Raw genomic sequence first — 13,577 nt, forward strand, 5'->3', positions numbered from 1 at the left:
TTCAGGTCTGCGTCAGGGCTGTGTGATCGTTGTGCTCTTTTGGCCGCCGCGTATGAACGACCTGTGACGATTCTGCCTCACCGTACGGTCTCCGCGTACCGCGCCGGTGCACAGCCGGTGACGATCTCAGGCCCGGAGGTTCACCAGCAGGGGAGGCGCGTGCTCGCCCTGCACGGTGGTGAGCGACAGCACCGCGTGCCCGGCCGGAACCGCATGGGCCAGCTCGGAGGCGGACCAGCGCTCGCGCTCGACCTGCCGCACGGTCACCGCCCGGGCGGTCGGCGCCTTGCCGGTGATCACCCGCCGGACCGCGTGCAGGGCCTTGCCCGCCGGGGTCTCGGCGATGATCTGCCGGTCGGTCACGTCGCGGGCCTCGGTCCACTCCTTGCCCCACACCTCGGCGAAGTCCTGACCGTCCCAGGGCGTGAGCCCCGACAGCGCCATCCGGCAGCCCGTGGCGCCGAGCAGCGGCCCGCGCAGGGGCCGGGCCACGTCGTCCAGCGTCCGCAGGGTCAGCACCGCGCCGGCGTTCCCGGACCGCAGCCGCTGGATGCCGCGCACGGCCTCGGGCGTGATCACGCCGGTCGCGTCGTCGAGCACCAGGCAGGCGAACAGCGACCGGTCCTCGCGCACGGCGACACTGGCCGTGAACTGCGCGAGCACCAGCCGCGCGAGCATCCGGGAAGCGTCGGCGTGCCCCCGCTCGGGCAGGTCGATACGGACCCGCACCGGATGGTCGAGTGCCTTGAGCGTGAAGGGCCGGGACTGCCCGGAGGTGTCGAAGAACCCGGCGAAGGCCGGCCGGTCGAGCAGCGCGACCCGGTCGGCGAGCACCCCGCCGACGTCGCCGGGCTGCCCCATCTGCCGCTCCCTGGCGTCGAGCTCCCGCAGCAGCGACTCCTGCCCGGACTCCGCCAGCTCCTGCCGCAGCGCGGCGAACGGCCCCGGCGCCCCGTCCAGCAGCTGCCGCAGCTCCGGAACGGAGGGGAAACGCCCGTGCACGGCGCGGAACGGGCCGAGCAGCTGCGCCAGCACGGTGGTCGAACGCCGGCTGTCGCTGCCCGGATGCGGGTCGGCGAGGTCCCCGACCAGCCCCTCGGCGAGCACCGCGGCGGCCTCGTCCGGGTCACTGCTGCCGCCGTACAGATCGAGGTCGTACGCGGAGTCCTGGTTGCCGATGCGTACGACGACGTCGTAGGCGTCGGCGGGTCCGAGCCCGGCCCCGGCCGCCCCGACCACCACCACGGCGGCCCGCCCGGCCAGCGCGTGCAGGCACAACGACTCGGCGACCGGCCGCACGACGGCCCCGGTCTTGCCTGATCCGGCAGGGCCGACGGCGAGCAGGGAGGTCCCCAGCAGCTCGGGGCCGAGGGCCAGGCCGGCACCGCGGTAGGCGTACGGGTTGCGGGGGTCGTCGGCGCTGAGCCCCAGCCTCACCTGCCCGGTGAGGAGGTCGTGACGGGCCAGCCGGGCGGGCAGGTCGCGAGCGCCGGAGGGGTGGAGGCAGGCGGCGGCGCCGTCCTTCAGGACCGCGCCGCTGAAGGTGGCGAGGCTGTGCCGTCCGGTGCGCACGCCCTGCCAGGCCCGCTGGATCCGGGCGTGGTCGACGTCCCGCATGAGGCCGGACCGGGCGTCGGCCGCGAGCCGCTCGGCGGCGTCGACGGCACCGGCGGCGCGCAGCTCGTTCCACTGGGCCGGGTCGTCCTGGGGTGCCGTGGGGTCCACCGGCGCCTCGGGCCGGCGGAAACGCGGGGCGACGAAGCGGCGCCAGATCTCGCCCCAGCGGCCGAGCCGGGCCACCCCGACCATGATCGCCAGGGCGACGAGCAGCTCGTACCCCCGGTAGACCATGAACGTGCCCGTCTCGCCGAGGTCGCTGTCGGCGCCGCGCCAGGCGTCGGGGACGATCAGGTCGAAGGGCACCCACCACCAGTTGCCGAGGTACCCGTTCTGCAGCAGCGACCAGATCAGCCACCCCACGAGGAAGGCGATCACCGCCCCGCTCAGCAACTGACGGGTGGGCGTGATGTCGGGCTCCTCCGCGGGGCGGGGCCGGTGCCCGAACCGCCACACGCCCGGCGCGGCCTCCGGGCGCGGCGTGCGCAGCCACGCGAGGAAGGCCGAGCCGTCCGGCGGCGGTGGCGCCGCCGGTGCCAGGGGCGGCCGGGGAGGCATCGCGGGCACCTCCGGCGGCCCCGCCGGACGCGGCACCGGGTTCGCGTGCGTGCCCCGGGCCTCCTGCGTCCCGTCGCTGTCCATCCCTCTTGCCCCCTGACCAGCCGCGCCGTCCACCATCAGCGAGTCAATCTAACGCCCTCCCCTGGGGAGTTCACCGATTGCACGGCCGCGTCGTGGGCACGGGTGGCCGGGAGTGCCATGTCCACCCCGGACAAGCCGCGGCGCCGACAACGCCCACATGGAGCATGCCCACTCCCCTCCCCCCGCCCTAGCCTGCGGGAAAAGAAGTCACAGTGTCCGTACAGGTCCGTCCGCACCACCCCCCCCAGGAGCCCCGCATGAGCGCACTGCCGCAGGAGCGTCGCGTCGTCACCGCCATCCCCGGCCCGAAGTCGCAGGAGCTGCAGGCCCGCCGTACCGCCGCGGTCGCGCAGGGTGTCGGCTCCGTGCTGCCCGTGTTCACCGCGCGCGCGGGCGGCGGGATCATCGAGGACGTCGACGGCAACCGTCTGATCGACTTCGGCTCCGGCATCGCCGTGACGTCCGTCGGCGCCTCCGCCGAGGCCGTCGTGCGCCGGGCGTCGGCCCAGCTCGCCGACTTCACCCACACCTGTTTCATGGTCACGCCGTACGAGGGGTACGTCGAGGTCGCCGAGGCGCTCGCCGAGCTGACCCCGGGTGACCACGCCAAGAAGAGCGCGCTGTTCAACTCCGGCGCCGAGGCCGTCGAGAACGCCGTGAAGATCGCCCGCGCCTACACCAAGCGGCAGGCCGTCGTCGTGTTCGACCACGGCTACCACGGGCGCACCAACCTGACGATGGCGCTCACCGCCAAGAACATGCCGTACAAGCACGGCTTCGGCCCGTTCGCGCCCGAGGTCTACCGGGTGCCCGTGGCCTACGGCTACCGCTGGCCGACCGGCCCCGAGAACGCCGGCCCCGAGGCCGCCGCCCAGGCGATCGACCAGATCAGCAAGCAGGTCGGCGCCGAGAACGTCGCCGCGGTCATCATCGAGCCGGTCCTCGGTGAGGGCGGCTTCATCGAGCCGGCCAAGGGCTTCCTGCCGGCGATCCGCGAGTTCGCCTCCGACCACGGCATCGTCTTCGTCGCCGACGAGATCCAGTCCGGCTTCTGCCGCACGGGCCAGTGGTTCGCGTGCGAGGACGAGGGGATCGTCCCGGACCTGATCACGACCGCCAAGGGCATCGCGGGCGGGCTGCCGCTCGCGGCCGTGACCGGGCGTGCCGAGATCATGGACGCCGCGCACGCGGGCGGCCTGGGCGGCACCTACGGCGGCAACCCCGTCGCCTGCGCGGGTGCGCTCGGCGCGATCGAGACCATGAGGGAACTCGACCTCAACGCCCGGGCCAAGTCCATCGAGGCCGTGATGAAGGCGCGCCTTTCGGCCATGCAGGAGAAGTTCGACATCATCGGCGACGTGCGCGGCCGCGGCGCGATGATCGCCATCGAGCTGGTCAAGGACCGCGCCACCAAGGAGCCGAACCCGGAGGCGACCGCCGCCCTCGCCAAGGCCTGCCACCAGGAGGGCCTGCTGGTCCTGACCTGTGGCACCTACGGCAACGTCCTCCGCTTCCTGCCCCCGCTGGTGATCGGCGAGGACCTGCTGAACGAGGGCCTCGACATCATCGAGCAGGGCTTCGCCCGCATCTGACCCCGCGCCGCGCGCATCTGAGCCCTCGCCGGGGCAGGTGAGCCGCCCCGGTTCCGTCACCGGGGCGGCGAGCGGCAGAGCGTGTGAAGAAGGTGTGCGGGGTGGATGACAGGGCGCCCCACGGCCTGTCCTGAGCCCTGCCCCTGTCGTAGGTTCTACCCAGATGAGAGATACACCCCGCCCACAGGGGACTGTGGGTGACATCAGGCCGGGGCCTCCCCAGCTTCGACCTGGTCGTGCCCTCGCGCACACAACCGGAGCCTGAGGCTCTGGATCTCCTCACCGATCGGACGGTCGCCCGCCCCAAACCCCCCGGGGCGCGCGACGTTCCGGTCCAGCGGCCGCCCCGGAACCACCCCCCCTGTTCCGGGGCGGCCGACCTCCTTCTCCGCTCTCCCCGCCGCTCAGCCGTCCGAGGCCTCCCGCGCGGACCGCTCCAGCCGGTCCCGGTACCGGTCCCACCAGGCCGGGTCGCCCTCCGGCAGGCTGTCCCCGGCCGGGATGTGGCCGGCGCTCCCGTCGATGAGCTCGCGCACGATGTCCGCGTGTCCGGCGTGCCGCTGCGTGTCGGAGATCACCCGCACCAGCACGTGGTGCAGCGTCACCTCCCGCCGCTCCTCGGGCCACCACGGCACCTGCCCGGTCGCGTCCAGGGCGAGCGCCTCGACCGTCCGGTCCGAGTGCCGCCACGCCTGCCGGTAGAGCTCCGTGATCTGCTCGCGTGACTCGTCCGGGGTGGCCCACATGTCCGCGTTGGGCCCGGGGTCCCGCGTGTACCACCACGGCGGTGGCGGTTCCGTCTCGAAGTACGGCCGTCCGAAGGTGTCGCCGAGGTATCCGAGCTCCACCCCCGCGACGTGCTTGACCAGCCCGAGGAGGTTGGTCCCGGTCGGGGTGAGCGGGCGGCGGGCGTCGTACTCGGAGAGCCCTTCGAGCTTCCAGAGCAGCGCGTCCCGGGCCTCCTGCAGGTAGCGCAGGAGGTCCGCCTTCGCGTTCGATGCGGTCATGCCGGGCAGTGTCGCACCCGGCACTGACAGGGCGCGCTCGCGGGCGTCCGCGCTCGTGGAAAGCTGTGCCCCATGCCGATCTCTGCGCAGCGGGAACACGCCCCCTCCCGCGCACACCCCGGCGCCCTGGTCCTGCTGCTCGGCCTTCCCGCCCTGCTGTTCGCGCTCATCACCTGGCAGGTCGTCGCCGACGGCCCGCTGCTGCGGCTCGACGCGCGCCTGAGCCGGGTGCTGCTCAACCCCGACCGGTTCTCCGAACTGCTGTCGGACCTCGGCAACGTGGGCGTCGCCGTCCCGGTCCTGGCCGCCGCCCTCGGCTACGCCGCCGTACGCGGCCGCCGGGACGGCACCGGCCGCTGGTGGCTGCCGGTGGCCGCCGCCGCCCTGCTCATGGCGCTGGTTCCGGCACTGGTGGTCCCGCTGAAGGAACTCACCGACCGCCCGGGCCCGCCGGTCGTCCCCTCGGGCACCGGCTACTACCCCTCCGGTCACACCGCCACGGCCGCCGTCGCCTACGGCGGCGCGACCCTGCTCCTGCTGCCCGGGCTGCGCACCGCCCTCGCCCGCCGCGCACTCGTCACCGTCTGCGCGGCCCTCGTGCTCGCCGTGAGCTACGGCCTGGTCCGCCGCGGCTACCACTGGCCGCTTGACGTGGTGGGCAGCTGGTGTCTGTGCGCGGTGCTGCTGACGGGGCTGTGGCTCTTCCTGCGGCGGCGGACGGCGCGCCCGGGCCGTCCGCCGGGCAGCGCCTAGTCACCGTTCTCCGTCGCCAGCCCCGCCGCCGCCTCGTGCATCGCCAGTTCCAGCAGGGCGGGGTCCGTGAGCAGTCCCGAGCCGTCCGGCGGGACCAGCCAGCGAACGCCGCCGGGTGAGGAGCGGCCCGGGTACGGCACGACGATCCAGGTGCCGGCGCCCGCCGTGCGGATGCCCGTGCCGAGCCAGCGGGCCGCGGTGCCCGGCGGTACGAAGAACCCCATCCGCGCGTCGCCGAAGTCGACGAGCACGGGCCCCGGCCGGTCGAGGACGCGGCTGAGCACGTCGAGCGTGGCGTAGCCGAGCTCGCCGGGCAGGATGAGCACGTCCCAGGCACTGCCGGCGGGCAGCAGCGCGACCCCGAGCGGGTTGCGCTCCCACTCCCAGCGGCAGGCCTCGGGATCGGGTGCGACGGATGCGAGCCACTCGACCGCCGTCTTGGCCCCTGTCATGAGGAGGACCCCCTTCTCTCCGTGAAGCGCGTGGTTCTCGCGGACGCGCGGCGCGTCCCGAGGGCGTCACGAGGGAGAAGGGGGTCCGCCGGGGTCATTACGCGGGTTCCGGCCTCTCGTTGGAGTGAACCGGCTCACACCCGCACAGGGGGCCCGTTCAGCTGTCGAAGCCCAGCCCCAGCCGGTCCATCGTCCGCAGCCACAGGTTGCGCCGGCCGTCCCGGGCGTCCGCGCGGGCCAGTGACCACTTGGTGAGGGCGATGCCCGTCCAGGCGAACGGCTCGGGCGGGAACGGCAGGGGCTTCCTGCGGACCATCTCCAGTGCGGTCCGCTCGGTGCGCTCCCCCGCCAGCAGGTCCAGCATCACCTCGGCGCCGAACCGGGTGGCCCCGACGCCGAGGCCCGTGTACCCGGCCGCGTAGGCCACCTTGCCCTGGTGGGCCGTGCCGAAGAACGCCGAGAAGCGGGAGCAGGTGTCGATGGCTCCGCCCCAGGCGTGGGAGAAGCGGACGCCCTCCAGCTGCGGGAAGCAGGTGAAGAAGTGCCCGGCGAGCTTGGCGTAGGTCTCGGGGCGGTCGTCGTACTCGGCGCGGACGCGTCCGCCGTAGGGGTAGATCGCGTCGTAGCCGCCCCACAGGATCCGGTTGTCGGCGGACAGCCGGAAGTAGTGGAACTGGTTGGCGCTGTCGCCGAGGCCCTGGCGGTTCTTCCAGCCGATGGAGGCGAGCTGGTCGCCGGTGAGCGGCTCGGTCATCAGGGCGTAGTCGTAGACCGGGACGGTGTAGGAGCGCACGCGGCGGACCAGGTTCGGGAAGATGTTGGTGCCGAGGGCGACCCGGCGGGCGCGGATCCGGCCGTAGGGGGTGCGGACGGCCATGCCCGCGCCGTAGGGCCTCAGGTCCAGCGCGGGGGTGTGCTCGTAGACGCGGACGCCGAGGGCGGCGCACGCCCGTTTCAGGCCCCAGGCGAGTTTCGCCGGGTTCAGCATGGCGACGCCCGTGCGGTCCCAGAGCCCCGCCTGGAAGGTCGGTGAGTTCACCTGCTCCCGTACGGCGTCCGCGTCCAGGTACTCGACGCCCTCGGACAGGCCCCGGCGGACCGTCTCCTCGTGCCATGCGCGCAGTTCGCGCGCCTGGTAGGGCTCCGTGGCGACGTCGATCTCGCCGGTGCGCTCGAAATCGCAGTCGATGGAGTGGCGGGCGACCGCCGCCTCGATGGCGTCGAGGTTGCGGGCGCCCAGCCGCTGGAGCGTGTGGATCTCGCCGGGCCAGCGGGCGAGGCCGTTGGGCAGGCCGTGGGTGAGGGAGGCGGCGCAGAACCCGCCGTTGCGGCCCGAGGCGGCCCAGCCCACCTCGCGGCCCTCCACCAGCACCACGTCCCGCCGCGGGTCGCGTTCCTTGGCGATCAGCGCCGTCCACAGTCCGCTGTAGCCGCCGCCGACGACCAGCAGGTCACAGGTCTCGGAGGTGGTGAGGGCGGGTTCGGGGCGGGGCCGGCCGGGGTCGTCCAGCCAGTACGGGACCGGCTGGGCGTCGGAGAGCGAACGGGTCCACTGATTCATGGCGCCAGCGGCCATGATTTCAACTCCCTACGGTTATGCCTTTTGTCTGTTGCGGCGATTTCCGATGACCATCGAGATCAGGACGAGCAGGACGGCGACGATGAACATGGCCGTACCGATGACATTGATCTGGACGGGCGTTCCGCGCTGCGCCGAGCCCCAGACGAACATGGGGAAGGTGACGGTCGAGCCCGCGTTGAAATTGGTGATGATGAAATCGTCGAAGGAGAGCGCGAAGGCGAGCAGCGCACCGGCCGCGATACCCGGCGCGGCGATCGGCAGGGTGACCCGGACGAAGGTCTGGAACGGGCCCGCGTACAGGTCGCGTGCCGCCTCCTCCAGTTTCGGGTCCATCGACATCACACGTGCTTTCACGGCCGTGACCACGAAACTCAGGCAGAACATGATGTGCGCGATGAGGATCGTCCAGAAGCCGAGCTGTGCGCCCATGTTGAGGAACAGGGTGAGCAGCGAGGCGGCCATGACGACCTCGGGCATCGCCATGGGCAGGAAGATCAGCGAGTTCACGGCGCCGCGGGCGCGGAACCGGTAGCGGACCAGGGCGAAGGCGATCAGCGTGCCGAGGAGCGTGGCGCCGAGGGTCGCCCAGAAGGCGATCTGGAGGCTGACGGACAGCGAGCCGCACAGGTCGGAGACCCCGCACGGGTCCTTCCAGGCGTCCAGCGAGAACTGCTGCCACTCGTAGTTGAAGCGCCCCTTCGGTTTGTTGAAGGAGAACACCGTCACGATGACGTTCGGCAGCAGCAGATAGGCGAGGGTGAAGAGACCCGCGATGACGACGAGATTCCTCTTGAGCCAGTTGACGAAGGGCATTTAGACCAGATCCTCCGTCCCGGACCTGCGGATGTAGAAGGTGACCATGAGGAGGATGGCCGCCATGAGGATGAAGGAGAGTGCCGCCGCGGTCGGGTAGTCGAGCACGCGGAGGAACTGCGTCTGGATGACGTTTCCGACCATGCGGGTGTCGGTCGAGCCGAGCAGGTCGGCGTTGACGTAGTCACCGGCCGCCGGGATGAAGGTCAGCAGGGTGCCGGAGACGACACCCGGCATCGACAGCGGGAAGGTGACCTTGCGGAACGTCGTCCAGGGCCGGGCGTACAGGTCGCCGGCGGCCTCGTGCAGCCGGCCGTCGATGCGCTCCAGCGAGGTGTACAGCGGCAGGATCATGAACGGCAGGAAGTTGTACGTCAGGCCGCAGATGACCGCCAGCGGGGTGGCCAGCACACGGTCGCCCGCGGTCAGGCCCAGCCAGCTGGTCACGTCCAGCACGTGCAGCGAGTTGAGCGCGCCGACGAGCGGGCCGCCGTCCGCGAGGATCGTCTTCCAGGCCAGGGTGCGGATCAGGAAGCTGGTGAAGAAGGGCGCGATCACCAGGATCATGATCAGGTTCCGCCAGCGGCCCGCCCGGAAGGCGATCAGGTAGGCGAGCGGGTAGCCGAGCAGCAGGCACAGGATCGTGGCGGTGCCGGCGTAGAGCACCGAGCGGACGAACTGCGGCCAGTAGGCCGACAGCGCGTCCCAGTAGGTGGCGAAGTGCCAGGTGACCTCGTAACCCGTCTCCAGGGAGCCCGTCTGCACGGACGTGGAGGCCTGGTAGATCATCGGCAGCGCGAAGAAGACGACCAGCCAGAGCATGCCCGGGAGCAGCAGCCAGTACGGGGTCAGACGGCCCCGGCGCCTGGGCGGCTTCGCCTCGGGTGCTTGCGGGGTGAGCGGCGGTGGCGCCTCGGTGAGGGTCGACATCAGGCCGCCTCTTCCACTCCGGCGTCGGCGTCCTGCGCGGCGTCCAGGCCGAAGGTGTGGGCCGGGTTCCAGTGCAGGACGACCTCGGTTCCGGGCACGAGCCGGGGGTCGCGGTCGATGTTCTGGGCGTAGACCTCGAAGTCCGGGCAGACCGGGCTGTCGACGACGTACTGCGTGGAGACGCCGATGAAGCTGGAGTCCGCGATCCGGCCGGTGATGCGGTTGCGGCCCTCCGGGATCTCGCCGGCGTCGTCCGCGTGGGTGAGGGCGATCTTCTCCGGGCGGACGCCGGCCAGGACCTTGCCGCCGGTGGTCGCGGGGGCGGAACATCGCGCCTCGGGCAGGACGAGCTTGCCGCCGCCCGCCTTCAGCACGATGTCCCCGCCGCTCCTGGCGTCGACCTCGGCCTCGATGAAGTTGGAGGTGCCGAGGAAGTTGGCGACGAACGTGGTGCGCGGGTTCTCGTACAGATCGGCGGGTGTGCCGAGCTGCTCGACGCGGCCGCCGTTCATCACGGCGACCGTGTCGGCCATGGTCATGGCCTCCTCCTGGTCGTGCGTGACGTGGATGAAGGTGATGCCGACCTCGGTCTGGATGCGCTTGAGCTCCAGCTGCATCTGGCGGCGCAGCTTCAGGTCGAGGGCGCCGAGCGGCTCGTCCAGCAGGAGCACCTTGGGGTGGTTGATCAGCGCGCGGGCCACGGCGACGCGCTGCTGCTGGCCGCCGGAGAGCTGGTGCGGCTTCTTGCGGGCCTGCTCGCCGAGCTGGACCAGCTCCAGCATCTCCTCGACCTGCTTCTTCACCGACTTCAGGCCGCGCCGGCGCAGGCCGAAGGCGACGTTCTCGAAGATGTCGAGGTGCGGGAAGAGGGCGTAGGACTGGAAGACCGTGTTCACCGGCCGCTTGTACGGCGGCAGGGCCGTCACGTCCTGGTCGCCCAGGAAGACGGTGCCGGCGGAGGGTTCCTCCAGCCCGGCGATCATGCGCAGGGTGGTGGTCTTGCCGCAGCCGGAGGCGCCGAGCAGGGCGAAGAAGGAGCCCTGCGGGACGGTCAGGTCGAGCGGGTGGACGGCGGTGAAGGAGCCGTAGGTCTTGCTGATGCCCGTGAGGCGGACGTCGCCGCCGGGGTCCGTCGTGTTCGTCATGGTGGTCACGCCCCCGTCAGCTTCGCGAACTTCTCTTCGAACTCGGTCTCTTCCTTCGAGCTCAGCGAGCGGAAGGCGTGCGACTTGGCCGCCATGGCCTTGTCGGGGATGATCAGCGGGTTGTTCGCCGCGTCCTCGTCGATCTTCGCCAGTTCGGCCTTCACACCGTCGACGGGACACACGTAGTTGATGTACGCGGCCAGTTCGGCGGCCGGCTTCGGCTCGTAGTAGAAGTCGATGAGCCGCTCGGCGTTCGTCTTGTGCCGGGCCTTGTTGGGGACCAGCAGGTTGTCCGTGGACGTCATGTAGCCGCTGTCCGGGATGAGGAAATCGATGTCGGGGCTGTCCGCCTTCAGCTGGACGACGTCCCCGGCCCAGGCGACGCAGGCGGCGAAGTCGCCGCTGGTCAGGTCGGAGGTGTAGTCGTTGCCGGTGAAGCGGCGGATCTGGCCCTTGTCGACGGCCTTCTGCAGCCGGGCGATGGCCGCGTCGTAGTCGTCGGCGGTGAAGTCCGCCGGGTCCTTGCCCATGTCGAGCAAGGTCATGCCGACGCTGTCGCGCATCTCCGACAGGAAGCCGACGCGCCCCTTGAGCTTGGGGTTGTCGAGCAGGTCGGAGACCGACGTCACCTCGACGCCGTCGAGGGCCTTCTTGTTGTACGCGATGACCGTCGAGATGCCCTGCCAGACGTACGAGTAGGCGCGGCCCGGGTCCCAGTCGGGGTTGCGGAACTGGGCGGACAGGTTGGCGTAGGCGTGCGGCAGGTTGCTCGCGTCGAGCTTCTGCGCCCAGCCCAGGCGGATGAGGCGGGCGGCCAGCCAGTCGGTGAGGACGATCAGGTCACGGCCGGTGTCCTGGCCCGCGGCGAGCTGCGGCTTGATCTTGCCGAAGAACTCGTTGTTGTCGTTGATGTCCTCGGTGTACTTGACCTTGACGCCGGTGCGCTTCGTGAACTGCTCCAGCGTGGGGTGGTGCTTGCCGCTGTCGTCGACGTCCATGTACTCGGTCCAGTTGGAGAAGTTCACGGTCTTCTCCTTGGCCGAGCGGTCCTCGGCCGGGACGCCGCCCTGCGACTGACCGGCCGCCGGGATGCCGCAGGCGCTCAGGCTCCCGAGACCGCCGACGGCGAGCGCGCCGCCCGCGGAGGCGCGCAGCAGCGACCGCCGGGTGAGGGCGGCCCTGCCGTTGGTGAGGCTGCGCCGCATCGCGGCCACTTGGGCCGCGGAGAGGCGGTCGGGCTCGTACTGCTCCATGCGCGTGGTGCCCTTTCGGAGGGTGGGCGGCCGCTGGTCAGGCGGCCTGATACGGCTAGCGGTCCCCGAAGACGGTGCGGTGCCAGTCCTTGGCGGCCACCGCGGTGTTGTCGAACATGACGTGCTTGATCTGGGTGTACTCCTCGAACGAGTACGCGGACATGTCCTTGCCGTAGCCGGAGGACTTGTAGCCGCCGTGCGGCATCTCGCTGATGATCGGGATGTGGTCGTTGACCCACACGCAGCCGGCCTTGATCTCGCGCGTGGCCCGGTTGGCCCGGTACACGTCCCGGCTCCAGGCGGAGGCGGCCAGCCCGTAGGGGGTGTCGTTGGCGAGGGCGATGCCCTCGTCGTCGGTGTCGAACGGCAGCACGACCAGGACCGGTCCGAAGATCTCCGACTGGACGACCTCGCTGTCCTGGGCCGCGTCGGCGATCAGGGTGGGCCGGTAGTAGGCGCCCTTGGCGAGCTCGCCCCCGGGCGCCTCGCCGCCGGTCACCACGCGCGCGTAGCCGCGCGCCCGGTCGACGAAGCCGGCGACCCGGTCGCGCTGCGCGTGCGAGACGAGCGGGCCGAGGTCGGTTCCGGCGGCGAACGGGTCGCCGAGCCGCACGGTCTCCATCAGCGTCGCCGTCCGCTCCACGAAGGCGTCGTACAGCGGCCGCTGCACGTACGCGCGCGTGGCGGCCGTGCAGTCCTGCCCGGTGTTGATGAGGGCGCCGGCGACCGCGCCGTGCGCGGCGGCCTCCGGGTCGGCGTCGTCGAAGACCACGAAGGGCGCCTTGCCGCCGAGCTCCAGGTGGAGGCGCTTGACGGTGGCGGTGGCGACCTCGGCGACGCGCTTGCCGACGGCGGTGGAGCCGGTGAAGGAGGTCATGGCCACGTCGGGGTGGCCGACGAGGTGCTCCCCGGCCTCCCGCCCGGTGCCGGTGACGATGTTGATCACGCCGTCCGGGATCCCGGCGTCGGTGGCCGCCTGCGCGAAGAGCAGCGAGGTCAGCGGAGTGAGCTCGGCGGGCTTCAGCACGATGGTGTTGCCCGCCGCGATCGCCGGGAGGATCTTCCAGGCGGCCATCTGCAGCGGGTAGTTCCAGGGCGCGATCGACCCGACGACCCCGATCGGCTCGCGCCGGACGTAGGAGGTGTGGTCGCCGGAGTACTCGCCCGCGGACTGCCCCTGCAGATGCCGGGCGGCACCGGCGAAGAATTCCGTGTTGTCGATGGTCCCGGGGACGTCGAACTCACGGGTCAGCTTCAGCGGCTTTCCGCACTGGAGGGACTCGGCACGGGCGAAGTCCTCGGCCCGGTCGGCCAGCACGGCGGCGAACCGGTGCAGGGCGTCGGACCGCTCGCCGGGGGTGGCACCCGCCCAGCCGGGGAAGGCCTCGCGGGCGGCGGCGACGGCCCGGTCGACGTCGGCCGTGCCCGCCAGCTCGTAGCGGAGCACCTCCTCGCCCGACGCCGGGTCGACGACCGCGTGCGTACGGCCGGAGGTGCCCCTGCTCAGGCGGCCCGCGATGTACTGCGCGCCCTGCTGGAAGCGCTCCTCGGCCGGAAATCGGTCCGGGGTGGCGTTGCCCGGGTTGTGCATGTCGCTCTCCTCCGTGTCCCCACGATGGGGCCGGCGTGGCTCAGGCTCGATTTGAGTGCCGATCCTGACAGAGGGATGGGACTCCAACAAGTGATTCCGTTGTTGATTTTTGGTTACGCGACGGAATCTGTCGACCAGGTGTCGAGTCCGCCAGGAAAAGGCAGGACGCTGTGTCAGTGGTGCGTGCCAGACTCCCGTGC

11 protein-coding genes and 1 pseudogene are annotated in these 13,577 nt (G+C 71.5%); 3 read left to right on the forward strand and 9 right to left on the reverse strand.

All coding sequences use genetic code 11. The features are described from left to right. Positions 1-126 precede the first annotated feature (126 nt). Positions 127-2,259: an ATP-binding protein gene (locus ACF07N_RS05725; RefSeq protein ID WP_392108915.1), complete on the reverse strand. Its 2,133-nt coding sequence runs from the start codon at positions 2,257-2,259 to the stop codon at positions 127-129. Between the two features lie 257 nt (positions 2,260-2,516). Between ACF07N_RS05725 and gabT the strand changes: the two genes are divergently transcribed. Together gabT and ACF07N_RS05735 are read left to right on the forward strand one after the other, a co-directional pair. Further along, entirely contained in the window at positions 2,517-3,851 is a 1,335-nt protein-coding gene (gabT, locus tag ACF07N_RS05730) for a 4-aminobutyrate--2-oxoglutarate transaminase (protein ID WP_392108918.1), read from the forward strand. 163 nt (positions 3,852-4,014) lie between these two features. Beyond that, positions 4,015-4,229: pseudogene (locus tag ACF07N_RS05735) on the forward strand (phosphoesterase); the annotation flags it as partial. 26 nt (positions 4,230-4,255) lie between these two features. Here the strand turns inward: ACF07N_RS05735 and ACF07N_RS05740 are convergent. Beyond that, positions 4,256-4,858, reverse strand: coding sequence for a DinB family protein (locus ACF07N_RS05740; RefSeq protein ID WP_392108921.1), 603 nt, complete (start codon positions 4,856-4,858; stop codon positions 4,256-4,258). 72 nt (positions 4,859-4,930) lie between these two features. On the opposite strand from ACF07N_RS05740, the gene ACF07N_RS05745 reads away from it, so the two are divergent. Then, entirely contained in the window at positions 4,931-5,611 is a 681-nt protein-coding gene (locus ACF07N_RS05745) for a phosphatase PAP2 family protein (protein WP_392108924.1), read from the forward strand. Here ACF07N_RS05745 and ACF07N_RS05750 read toward each other — a convergent pair. The 7 genes from ACF07N_RS05750 to ACF07N_RS05780 all read right to left on the reverse strand — a co-directional run bounded on the left by ACF07N_RS05750 (position 5,608) and on the right by ACF07N_RS05780 (position 13,377). After that, complete coding sequence (locus tag ACF07N_RS05750; RefSeq protein WP_383325901.1) at positions 5,608-6,063, reverse strand: hypothetical protein; 456 nt, start codon at positions 6,061-6,063, stop codon at positions 5,608-5,610. The two genes, ACF07N_RS05745 and ACF07N_RS05750, sit on opposite strands and share 4 nt — an antisense overlap. A 157-nt stretch (positions 6,064-6,220) precedes the next feature. Then, on the reverse strand, positions 6,221-7,639 hold the full coding sequence (locus ACF07N_RS05755; protein ID WP_392108927.1) for an NAD(P)/FAD-dependent oxidoreductase: 1,419 nt from the start codon (positions 7,637-7,639) through the stop codon (positions 6,221-6,223). A gap of 18 nt (positions 7,640-7,657) precedes the next feature. Further along, a complete protein-coding gene (locus ACF07N_RS05760; protein ID WP_383325896.1) occupies positions 7,658-8,458 on the reverse strand; it encodes an ABC transporter permease in 801 nt (266 codons plus the stop codon). Beyond that, entirely contained in the window at positions 8,459-9,388 is a 930-nt protein-coding gene (locus ACF07N_RS05765) for an ABC transporter permease (RefSeq protein ID WP_383325893.1), read from the reverse strand. Beyond that, positions 9,388-10,542: an ABC transporter ATP-binding protein gene (locus tag ACF07N_RS05770; RefSeq protein WP_392108932.1), complete on the reverse strand. Its 1,155-nt coding sequence runs from the start codon at positions 10,540-10,542 to the stop codon at positions 9,388-9,390. Before ACF07N_RS05770 ends, ACF07N_RS05765 begins: the two co-directional genes overlap by 1 nt. Next, complete coding sequence (locus ACF07N_RS05775) at positions 10,539-11,786, reverse strand: spermidine/putrescine ABC transporter substrate-binding protein (protein ID WP_392108935.1); 1,248 nt, start codon at positions 11,784-11,786, stop codon at positions 10,539-10,541. The genes ACF07N_RS05770 and ACF07N_RS05775 overlap by 4 nt, the downstream gene beginning before the upstream one ends. 55 nt (positions 11,787-11,841) lie before the next feature. After that, on the reverse strand, positions 11,842-13,377 hold the full coding sequence (locus ACF07N_RS05780) for a gamma-aminobutyraldehyde dehydrogenase (protein WP_392108938.1): 1,536 nt from the start codon (positions 13,375-13,377) through the stop codon (positions 11,842-11,844). Positions 13,378-13,577: the final 200 nt, after the last annotated feature.

Origin of the sequence: Streptomyces sp. NPDC015242 (assembly GCF_043079125.1) — a bacterium.
GTDB lineage: Bacteria > Actinomycetota > Actinomycetes > Streptomycetales > Streptomycetaceae > Streptomyces.